The organism is Ligilactobacillus murinus DSM 20452 = NBRC 14221 (assembly GCF_001591685.1).
GTDB lineage: Bacteria > Bacillota > Bacilli > Lactobacillales > Lactobacillaceae > Ligilactobacillus > Ligilactobacillus murinus.
Map to the genome: position 1 here is coordinate 23048 of NZ_BCVJ01000021.1, position 9684 is coordinate 32731.

The 9684-nt window shown below is 38.8% G+C and carries 12 protein-coding genes and 1 pseudogene; 12 read left to right on the forward strand and 1 reads right to left on the reverse strand.

Annotated features, from left to right (window positions below):
* Positions 1-88: 88 nt before the first annotated feature.
* The 9 genes from sufC to LMU01S_RS05580 all read left to right on the forward strand — a co-directional run bounded on the left by sufC (position 89) and on the right by LMU01S_RS05580 (position 7820).
* Positions 89-868, forward strand: a complete 780-nt coding sequence (gene sufC / locus LMU01S_RS05540) for a Fe-S cluster assembly ATPase SufC (protein WP_004049139.1) — start codon at positions 89-91, stop codon at positions 866-868.
* Positions 869-880: 12 nt separating this feature from the next.
* Positions 881-2170 (forward strand): Fe-S cluster assembly protein SufD, encoded by a 1290-nt coding sequence (gene sufD / locus LMU01S_RS05545; protein ID WP_056959766.1) that lies wholly within the window; start codon positions 881-883, stop codon positions 2168-2170.
* Positions 2151-3377: a cysteine desulfurase gene (locus tag LMU01S_RS05550; protein WP_056959764.1), complete on the forward strand. Its 1227-nt coding sequence runs from the start codon at positions 2151-2153 to the stop codon at positions 3375-3377. The genes sufD and LMU01S_RS05550 overlap by 20 nt, the downstream gene beginning before the upstream one ends.
* Positions 3374-3826 (forward strand): Fe-S cluster assembly sulfur transfer protein SufU, encoded by a 453-nt coding sequence (gene sufU, locus LMU01S_RS05555; RefSeq protein WP_056959762.1) that lies wholly within the window; start codon positions 3374-3376, stop codon positions 3824-3826. The genes LMU01S_RS05550 and sufU overlap by 4 nt, the downstream gene beginning before the upstream one ends.
* Positions 3819-5222, forward strand: coding sequence for a Fe-S cluster assembly protein SufB (gene sufB / locus LMU01S_RS05560; protein ID WP_056959760.1), 1404 nt, complete (start codon positions 3819-3821; stop codon positions 5220-5222). Before sufU ends, sufB begins: the two co-directional genes overlap by 8 nt.
* Positions 5223-5352: 130 nt before the next feature.
* On the forward strand, positions 5353-5595 hold the full coding sequence (locus LMU01S_RS05565) for a hypothetical protein (RefSeq protein ID WP_056959759.1): 243 nt from the start codon (positions 5353-5355) through the stop codon (positions 5593-5595).
* Between the two features lie 44 nt (positions 5596-5639).
* Positions 5640-6179 (forward strand): LytTR family DNA-binding domain-containing protein, encoded by a 540-nt coding sequence (locus LMU01S_RS05570; protein ID WP_056959757.1) that lies wholly within the window; start codon positions 5640-5642, stop codon positions 6177-6179.
* 88 nt (positions 6180-6267) lie between these two features.
* Positions 6268-7116: an ABC transporter ATP-binding protein gene (locus LMU01S_RS05575; protein WP_056959755.1), complete on the forward strand. Its 849-nt coding sequence runs from the start codon at positions 6268-6270 to the stop codon at positions 7114-7116.
* Positions 7113-7820 carry an ABC transporter permease gene (locus LMU01S_RS05580; protein ID WP_056959753.1) on the forward strand — a complete coding sequence of 236 codons (708 nt, stop codon included), beginning with the start codon at positions 7113-7115 and terminating at the stop codon, positions 7818-7820. Before LMU01S_RS05575 ends, LMU01S_RS05580 begins: the two co-directional genes overlap by 4 nt.
* 339 nt (positions 7821-8159) lie before the next feature.
* Here the strand turns inward: LMU01S_RS05580 and LMU01S_RS10690 are convergent, their stop codons facing one another.
* Positions 8160-8345, reverse strand: a complete 186-nt coding sequence (locus LMU01S_RS10690; protein WP_082613096.1) for a FanG protein — start codon at positions 8343-8345, stop codon at positions 8160-8162.
* 28 nt (positions 8346-8373) lie between these two features.
* Here LMU01S_RS10690 and LMU01S_RS05585 point away from each other — a divergent pair, with 28 nt between their 5' ends.
* The 3 genes and pseudogenes from LMU01S_RS05585 to LMU01S_RS05595 form a co-directional block, all read left to right on the forward strand.
* Positions 8374-8988 carry a CadD family cadmium resistance transporter gene (locus LMU01S_RS05585; RefSeq protein ID WP_056959751.1) on the forward strand — a complete coding sequence of 205 codons (615 nt, stop codon included), beginning with the start codon at positions 8374-8376 and terminating at the stop codon, positions 8986-8988.
* Positions 8989-8999: 11 nt separating this feature from the next.
* Positions 9000-9339: pseudogene (cadX, locus tag LMU01S_RS05590) on the forward strand (Cd(II)/Zn(II)-sensing metalloregulatory transcriptional regulator CadX).
* A 109-nt stretch (positions 9340-9448) separates the two neighbouring features.
* Positions 9449-9684: IS6 family transposase (locus LMU01S_RS05595; protein ID WP_169795905.1), on the forward strand; the 236-nt coding region annotated here is incomplete at its 3' end.

The following is a 9684-nucleotide window of genomic DNA, read 5'->3' on the forward strand; positions in this document are numbered from 1 at the left end:
TTTGAACAAGGTTTTCTAATTGAAAGTAATTCTCAATTAGACTACAATGATGATAGTATACTTATTTAGTTTAGCGGAGGAATGAAAAATGTCAACTCTTGAAGTAAAAAATCTCCACGTTTCGATCGAGGGAAAAGCGATCTTGAAAGGGCTTGATCTCAAGATGCAGACAGGTGAGATCCATGCGATCATGGGCCCTAATGGAACTGGGAAGTCGACTTTATCAGAAGCGATCATGGGTAATCCTGCTTACACGATCACTGAAGGTGAGATCTTATTAGACGGTGAAAATATTTTAGATTGGGCGGTCGATGAACGCGCGCGTGCAGGGTTATTTTTAGCGATGCAATATCCAGCTGAGATCCCCGGGGTCACGAATGCTGAATTTATCCGCAGTGCGATCAATGCTCGGCTACCTAAAGATGAACCGATCTCGATCAGAAAATATCTAAAAGATCTCGAAGAAACGATGGACTTTTTAGATATGCCGTTTTCGATGGCAGAACGTTACCTCAATGAAGGTTTCTCTGGTGGGGAAAAGAAACGCAATGAGATCTTGCAACTGATGATGATCAAACCTAAATTTGCGATCCTAGATGAGATCGATTCTGGTTTGGATATCGATGCCTTAAAAGTCGTTTCTAAGGGAGTAAATGAGATGCGCAGTCCAGACTTTGGTTCATTGATCATCACACACTACCAACGGCTCTTGAACTATATCGTGCCCGATGTCGTGCATGTTATGATGGATGGCCGGATCGTAACGACTGGTGGCCCTGATCTAGCTAAGCGTTTGGAAGCTGAAGGTTATGCTGGTCTCCGTGACGAATTAGGGCTTGATATCAAGCTAGCAGAAGATAAAGCTTAGGTGGTGGCAAAAATGAGTGCATTAACAACACAAGCCCAGGCACTAGTAGAGTTTGGTAAGCAAACTAACGAACCGAGCTGGTTTACCCAAAAAAGGACCCAAGCTTTAGAAAAAGCTCAAGAACTTGAGATGCCACGCTTTGAAAAGATCAAATACAAACGTTGGCCGATCGAAGTGACTAAGCCAGTGCAAGTGATCCAAAATAAACTTCCAGAAGCTAAGGCAGCTGAGATCACGATCAACAATAATGTTGTTGTTGAATTTGGGCAAACGACTGCTAAATTAGAGCTTGATCCAAAGTTAAAAGCTCAAGGTGTGATCGTCTGTGACTGGCAAACAGCTTTAAAAGAACATCCAGAATTCATCGAAGAGTACTTCATGGAAGCGATCAAAGATGATGAAAATCGCTTGAATATGCAACATGCTGCTAATGTTACTAGTGGGGTATTGATTTACGTACCTAAAAATGTCGTAGTAGAAGAACCTTTGACGTCGTATTTCATTCAAGATGCCACGACAAAACAAGATTTTGTACACCATGTTTTATTGATCGCTGATGTCAACAGTGAGGTTTCATATTTGGAGAATTTGCAGACTTGTGGTGAACAAAAGACGACTGCTAGCGTGATCGTGGAAGTCTTTGCCAAGGCAGGCAGTCATGTGAAGTTTGCCAGTGTTGATCGCTTGGGTAAGAATACAACTGCTTATCTCAATCGGCGGGGACATTTGGAGCAAGATGCTAAGATCGACTGGTCGATGGGGATGATGAATGACGGTAATATCGTGGGGGACTTTGACTCTGATTTGATCGGTGATGGTTCTCATGCTGAAACTAAAGTCGTTGCGATCTCGACGGGCAAACAAGTTCAAGGGATCGATACCCGCGTGACTAATTATGGGAAACATTCGATCGGTCATATTCTCCAACATGGCGTTATTTTATCCCGGTCATCGCTGGTCTTTAACGGTATCGGTCACATCATTCATGGTGCTAAAGGAGCCGATGCGCAACAGGAAAGTCGGGTCTTGATGCTTTCGACTAAAGCTCGAGGTGATGCTAACCCGATCTTATTGATCGATGATAATGCTGTTACTGCTGGCCACGCAGCCAGTGTTGGGCGGGTCGATCAAGACCAGTTGTATTATTTGATGAGTCGGGGCTTGTCAAAAGAGATCGCTGAGCGTTTAGTGATCCGTGGGTTCTTAGGACCTGTTTTGACGGCCATTCCAAGCCGGAAAGTCCAAACAGAGCTTTCCGACATGATCGAAAGGAAGCTTATCGATGGACAAGATGAAAAATGAGATCTTGGCTGATTTTAAGATCTTAGATCAAACAGTCAACGGCGAGCCGTTAGTCTATTTGGATAATGCGGCTACGACTCAAAAACCACAAGCTGTGATAAAAAGCTTAGTGGACTATTATGAACATGACAATGCTAACGTCCACCGCGGCGTGCATACTTTGGCCCAACGAGCAACGAATACTTATGAAGCTACGCGCCAAAAGGTCAAAGAGTTGATCAACGCTGATAGTGAACGTGAAGTCGTCTACACCAAAGGTACAACAGAAAGTCTCAATTGGATCGCGCGGGGCTATGCCCAAAAGTTCCTGCAGCCGGGAGACGAGATCGTTTTATCCTATGCAGAACACCATTCCAATATCGTTCCCTGGCAACAAGTCTGCGAAAAAACAGGAGCAAAGCTAGTCTATTTAGATTTAAATACGGATGGTCAAGTTGACTTAGAAAAAGCCGAGCACCTGATCACTAAAAAGACTAAGATCGTATCGTTAGCGCAGGTATCAAATGTTTTAGGAGCGATCAATCCGATCAAAGAACTTGCTCAATTAGCGCATCAAAACGGCGCTATCATGGTCGTGGATGGGGCGCAATCAGTTCCGCATATGCCAGTAGACGTCAAAGAATTAGATATTGATTTTTTAGCTTTTTCCGGACATAAGATGCTAGGCCCAACGGGAACTGGTATCTTGTGGGGCAAGCTAGAATTGTTGAACCAGATGGCGCCCCTTGATTTTGGGGGTGAGATGATCGATTTTGTCGAATTAGAGCATTCGACTTTTAAAGAGGTTCCGTGGAAATTTGAAGGTGGGACCCAAAATATTGCGGGCGTGATCGCTTTAGGCAAAGCGATCGACTATCTAAAAGCAATTGGGTTAGCCAATATTGCACAACATGAGACCGAGTTGATGGAATATGTCTTGCCTAAACTACAAGCGATCGATGGTTTTGAATTGTATGGTTCTGCTGATCCAGCTAAACATGCAGGGATCATTTCATTTAACCTTGCAGGACTTCATCCCCATGATACAGCAACGGCGCTTGATATGGAGGGCGTTGCGATCCGGGCTGGTCATCATTGTGCCCAACCGTTGATGAAAAAATTACAGATCGCAGCTTCAGCCCGGGCTAGTTTTTATCTGTATAACACTAAAGAAGATGCCGATAAATTAGTGGAGGCATTGATCAAAACAAGGGAGTTCTTTCGATGAGTTTATCCAGTTTAGATAATTTATACCGTCAAATGATCTTAGAACATGCTGATCGTCCCCATCATCATGGTAATCTTCCTGTAGCCGATAAGCAGATCGAATTGCGCAATCCGATTTGTGGGGATGTGTTAGAGCTAGAAGTCAAACTAGATGATGAAGGTAAGATCGCTGATATTGCCTTTAATGGAACTGGCTGTACGATCTCACAAGCTTCAGCTTCAATGATGACCGATGAAGTGATCGGTAAGACGCCAGCGCAGGTCGGTGAGATGGTCGAGGCATTTTCAGAGATGATCACTAAAAATGAAGATAAAGATTATGAAGACTTATTAGGCGATGCTGTCGTCTTAGAAGGGGTCGCTCAATTTCCAGCCCGGATCAAGTGTGCAACTTTAGCCTGGAAAGCGATCTACCAAGCATTAGAAAAGGAGGACAAAGCCCATGAGTGAAAATACAATGCCTGAATTGGGTGGCGAATACAAATACGGTTTTAAAGATGATATTGAACCGCTTTTTACAACAGGGGAAGGCTTGACAGAAGATATCGTTCGTCAGATCTCGGCTGCTAAAAATGAGCCAGAATGGATGTTAGATTTTCGGTTAAAAGCCTATGAATTATACCGCAAGTTGCCAATGCCTGATTTTGGCCCTGACTTGTCACCTCTTGACTTTGAACATATCAATTACTTTAGACGTGATTCTGATCGCGTGGCTCGTGATTGGGATGATGTGCCTGAAGAGATCAAAAAGACGTTTGATCGTCTTGGAGTTCCTGAAGCAGAACGTAAATATTTAGCAGGGTCTTCGGCACAGTACGAATCCGAAGTGGTCTATCACAATATGCGCAAGGATTTTGATAACTTGGGGATCGTCTTTATGGATACTGATTCGGCTGTCCAAGAATATCCCGAACTAGTCAAGAAATACTTTGGAAAATTGATCCCGCCAGCTGATAACAAGATGGCAGCTTTGAATTCGGCTGTTTGGTCAGGTGGGACCTTTATCTATGTACCAAAGGGTGTTAAAGTCTCAGTGCCGATCCAAAGTTATTTCCGGATCAACGCGGGTAATTCAGGGCAGTTTGAACGAACTTTGATCATTGTCGATGAAGGAGCAAGTATCAATTATGTGGAAGGCTGTACTGCGCCAAACTATTCTGAAGATAGTTTGCACGCAGCGGTCGTTGAGGTAAATGTCTTAAAAGATGCTTATTGTCGTTATACTACGATCCAAAATTGGTCCGATAATGTTTATAGTTTAGAGACTAAGCGGGCGCGAGCTTTGGAGAATGCAACGATGGAATGGGTCGATGGTAACTTAGGTTCAAAAGTTACCATGAAATACCCAAGTGTTTACTTGGATGGTCGTGGTGCGCGTGGGACGATGTTATCGATCGCCTTTGCGGGGAAGGATATTGACTCTGATACTGGAGCACGGATGATCCATAATGCTAAAAATACTTCGTCTTCGATCGTTTCGAAGTCACTTTGTAAAGATGGGGGGCGGGTCGATTACCGCGGACAAGTCCGCTTTGGCCGGCACTCAGATGGTTCATTTGCCCATATCGAATGTGATACGATCATCATGGATGATAAATCAGCCAGCGATACGATCCCATTTAATGAGATCTTGAATGGTAATGTTTCAATGGAACATGAAGCCAAAGTATCCAAGATCTCTGAAGAACAGCTCTACTACTTGATGAGTCGTGGGATCTCTGAAGAAAAAGCGACTGAAATGATCATCATGGGCTTTGTTGAACCATTCACCAAAGAATTACCAATGGAATATGCGGTTGAGTTGAACCGCTTGATCGAATATCAAATGGAAGACTCAGTGGGTTAGAAGAAAACACATCTTGGCGTTTAGCTGGGATGTGTTTTTTATATGGCATGATCAACTATAACTGTGCTATGGTATAAATAATATTTCTTGGGAAATACTAGAGGTGAGAAAAATAATAGTAGGTGAGATCATGGAAAAGCTGGATACTAGCTTAGCGATAAATGCAAGTATGGAAGATGGTAAAAAGATAATGGATGCTGTTCAAGCAGAAATGGATGCAGTCGCTTGTTTTCAAATTGATGATGGGTTATATGAACAACTAACGGTCAATACCTATTTAAAAATGTTTGCTAAATTATCAGCTACTTCAACTAAAATTTGGGTGAAATTGAGAAAAAATATAGTGTATCAGAGATTAGAAAGAAAAAAATAAAGCAACTTAATAATATTCAAAAGCGATTAGTAAGTTTAGCTAGAATGGATCTTCAGGATAAAGAAATCTGTTTATTAAGTGAACCATTTCAAGGGCTAGATAAAGCAGGGCTTAATACTTGTTTAACAGGGGTGAAGAATTTAGCTCATAAAACAAAAATTATAGTTTTTTCGGCTTATTTGGATGAATTGCATAATCTAAATATACCAGTATATAGTTACGAGAGTGAAACTCAAAAATTGTGGCTTGTAACAAAGAATGAACTTAAACTACTGATCAAAATAGATGGCAAGACGATATGTTTAGCATCGGATGAAATAGAGTATATTGAAAGTATCGCAGGTAAGGTACAGATAGTCGGGAAAGAGACATATAAAGGTAATTTAACGTTACGTGAATTAGAAAGTAAATTACCATATTTTTATCGTTGTCATCGTTCATATTTAGTAAATCTTGCTAGAATAAAAGCGTTAGTCACCTATGGGAAAAATAGCTATGGTGTAGTGTTGAAAAATAGAACAGAAATCCCAGTATCACGAACTAAAGTAAGAGAACTAAAAGAATTGTTGAAGGGTACAATTTAGGATGCTTTTGCTACATTTCAGCTAGAATCTATCAAAAAGCTGATTTTTTTGGTTATACTTTAAGCATCAATAATTTGGATGTGATCAAATGGATGTAATACAAGTATCTGAGCTATGTAAGAAATATAAAAACAGATATCGAACTAAGATAGCTTTGGATAATATATCTTTTAGTGTAAAAAAAGGGGAGATATTAGGCATAATTGGGCCATCGGGTGTTGGGAAAACAACGCTTTTAAAGATATTAACGGGACAACTATTGCCTGATAGTGGACAGTTTGACATTTTAGGAGGGAAAATATCTCAAAAAACATATGAAAATTTAGGAATAATGATGAGCGATGGGTTGTATGAGACATTGAGCATTAAGTATAATTTGCAGTTATTTGCCGAGATTTTTAATATAAATAGTAAGAGAGTTGATCAGTTACTAAAAATAACTGACCTATATGAGTTACGGAATAAAAAAGTAACTAAACTTTCAAGTGGAGAAAAACAGCGTCTTTTATTGTGTAGAACACTATTACATCAGCCACAGCTACCATTATTAGACGAACCAACGAGTAGATTAGATCCAAAAAATACCGTAGCTATTCATGAGTTACTAAGTAAATTGAAGCAGCAGGGTAAAACGATCATTTTAACTACTCACGATATGCTGGAAGCTGAACAGATCTGTGATCGTGTTATCTTTTTACATCAAGGAAGAGTAATCGAGATCGGAAGGCCATACGAGTTGAAGCTGAAATATAATCCTAAAGTGAAATATGAGTTGATGCTAAAAAATGGAGAATTTTTGAAGTTTACAGAAACTAGGGGAGACTTACTTCAAATCTCAGCCTTATTGGAAAATAAAAAAGTAGCCACATTACACACCTGTGAACCTACTTTAAATGACATTTTTTTGAAGTTAGTGAAGGGCGGTAAAGATAAATGAGGCAAGTTTTAGCTTTGATGGACCTAAAAATAAGGTTAGTATTTGCAAATATCCCTGTCTGTATGACATTGTTGATGCCAGTGGGGCTAACATTGAGCGCTAGAATGATATCAGGTAGTGATTTTTCAGAAGCTGATGGTTTATTTTCGCTAGGGATGTCATTAAGTTTGAGTATAGTAATGGGAGCAGTATTGTTGGGAAGTTCGATGTTAGCTGAAGAAAAGGAAAAGCACACCTTGCGAGTTTTGATGACTAGTGGGATTTCAGGAAAACAATATATCATAGGAAGTCTAGTTCCTTATACTTTGATCGTTGAGGGGATCAATTTAGTCTTACTTCCAATTTGTAATGTACGACTTTCTCTAAGAAATTTCGTGTATTTTATTGGGATAACGCTTGTTACAACAGCGATTACGATGTTGTTGGGCTTTACGATCGGTATTATTTCTAAAAATACGACCGAAGCAAGTGCGTATGTGACGCCATTATTTTTGATCCTAGGGATGCTTCCGATATTTGGAACGTTGAATGAATTTGTAAAGATGTTTACTGATTGGGTCTATATGGGAATCTTAGTTGATTACGTAAAAGATATTTATGATTATCATTTAGATTTTCGTGATATTTTTGTGTTACTAGCCTGGTTGGGAGTAGACATCTGGGTGTTCATCAAAGCGTATCAAAAAAATGGATTAGATGAATAGACACATGTGTGAAAAAATATCGTAAGTTTAGGGATGAATTGTGTTTAAGAAAATTTGTTTGATGGAAGTGAGAGAAGCTGGTGTTAGTTGAATATACGGTTTTACTCGCTGAATAAAAATCACGTTATTTCGCGACATTCAAGCGGCATGCAACTATAGTTTATAGCTTCCAGAGAAACTGAATTTCTGGAAGCTATTTTTTGATCGATAAATATCCGTCATAAAATAATTATCTACGTCATTTTAACTGAGGTTAAGTAAGGGTTTCAGTACACGTCAATAGACGTCAAAATATTGATTTTAAGCGATTTTTGATTTTTTGAAACTCATTATATCGTACTACAAATCAATAAAAACTCTACCTTTTACTCTACCTTTTTTAGATAAATATATCATCTGGATATTGAAGTTAAGCCCTGCTATCATTTCGATGGCGGGGCTTTTTAATATTTGGTACACTAACTTCTTATCTATATTTTGGTGGATTTTAAGTTGATATCTACAAAGTTTAATGTTAGAATATATTCAAAAATATATTTGAATGAGGTGTTTTATGATTCAAAATGTTGTTACTTCAATAATCCTGTATTCTGGGACAGCCGTAGACTTACTTATTATTCTAATGTTATTTTTTGCCAAAAGAAAAAGCAGAAAAGACATCATTAACATCTATTTAGGACAATTTCTAGGCTCTGTTAGTCTAATATTGCTAAGTTTGCTTTTTGCATTTGTCTTAAATTATATTCCTAGTAAAGAGATTTTAGGTTTACTCGGTTTGATTCCAATTTTCCTAGGCCTCAAAGTTTTGCTTTTAGGAGATTCTGATGGAGAAGCCATTGCAAAAGATGGTTTGCGAAAAGACAATAAAAACCTGATTTTTCTAGTCGCTATGATTACTTTTGCAAGTTGTGGCGCTGACAATATTGGTGTCTTTGTCCCATATTTTACCACCTTAAATTTAGCGAATTTGATAGTGACTTTACTTACTTTTCTAGTCATGATTTATCTCTTGGTTTTTTCTGCCCAAAAATTGGCACAAGTCCCTTCTGTTGGAGAAACTTTGGAAAAATATAGCAGATGGTTTATTGCCGTTGTTTATTTAGGATTAGGGATATATATCCTGATTGAAAACAACAGTTTTGACATGCTATGGACTGTGTTAGGCTAGGAGAAAATATTTTGAAAAAAGATAGTATCTGCCAAGTGAATGTTATAAATCAACAAAATGTTACAACCGCAACGAACTACCTTGAAAAGGAAAAAGTCCAAAAATCACTTCGCATTTTATCAAAGTTTACCGATAATAAACAGATAAATATCATCTTTTATCTCCTTGCTGTTGAAGAACTCTGTGTCTGCGATATAGCCTGTTTACTAAATCTCAGTATGGCATCTGCCTCCCACCATCTTCGTAAACTAGCCAATCAAAACATCTTGGACACTAGAAGAGAGGGGGAAAATTATATATTATTTTATAAAAGATGAGGAAATCAGAGATTTTTTTAATCAACTAGGATAAGAACTATTTTTACTACTTTTCCATGTTTATAGGGGGGGTCTGTTGCAAAGTTTTAAATCTACTACCAAATAAGGTAGAATAATAGAAAAAGATAGCAGGAGGAATGACGATGAATCCTTTTGAAGGAAAGCAATTTCAGCAGGATGTGATTATTGTAGCCGTGGGCTACTATCTTCGTTATAACCTTAGCTATCGTGAAGTTCAAGAAATCTTATATGATCGTGGCATTAACGTTTCTCATACGACGATTTACCGTTGGGTGCAAGAATATGGTAAACTACTCTATCAAAATTGGAAAAAGAAAAATAAAAAATCCTTTTATTCATGGAAAATGGATGAAACGTG

Bases quoted from the DNA above. Each gene is read 5' to 3' on its own strand.
- sufC (WP_004049139.1), top strand. From the start codon at position 89: ATGTCAACTCTTGAAGTAAAAAATCTCCACGTTTCGATCGAGGGAAAA.
- sufD (WP_056959766.1), top strand. From the start codon at position 881: ATGAGTGCATTAACAACACAAGCCCAGGCACTAGTAGAGTTTGGTAAG.
- LMU01S_RS05550 (WP_056959764.1), top strand. From the start codon at position 2,151: ATGGACAAGATGAAAAATGAGATCTTGGCTGATTTTAAGATCTTAGAT.
- sufU (WP_056959762.1), top strand. From the start codon at position 3,374: ATGAGTTTATCCAGTTTAGATAATTTATACCGTCAAATGATCTTAGAA.
- sufB (WP_056959760.1), top strand. From the start codon at position 3,819: ATGAGTGAAAATACAATGCCTGAATTGGGTGGCGAATACAAATACGGT.
- LMU01S_RS05565 (WP_056959759.1), top strand. From the start codon at position 5,353: ATGGAAAAGCTGGATACTAGCTTAGCGATAAATGCAAGTATGGAAGAT.
- LMU01S_RS05570 (WP_056959757.1), top strand. From the start codon at position 5,640: ATGGATCTTCAGGATAAAGAAATCTGTTTATTAAGTGAACCATTTCAA.
- LMU01S_RS05575 (WP_056959755.1), top strand. From the start codon at position 6,268: ATGGATGTAATACAAGTATCTGAGCTATGTAAGAAATATAAAAACAGA.
- LMU01S_RS05580 (WP_056959753.1), top strand. From the start codon at position 7,113: ATGAGGCAAGTTTTAGCTTTGATGGACCTAAAAATAAGGTTAGTATTT.
- LMU01S_RS05585 (WP_056959751.1), top strand. From the start codon at position 8,374: ATGATTCAAAATGTTGTTACTTCAATAATCCTGTATTCTGGGACAGCC.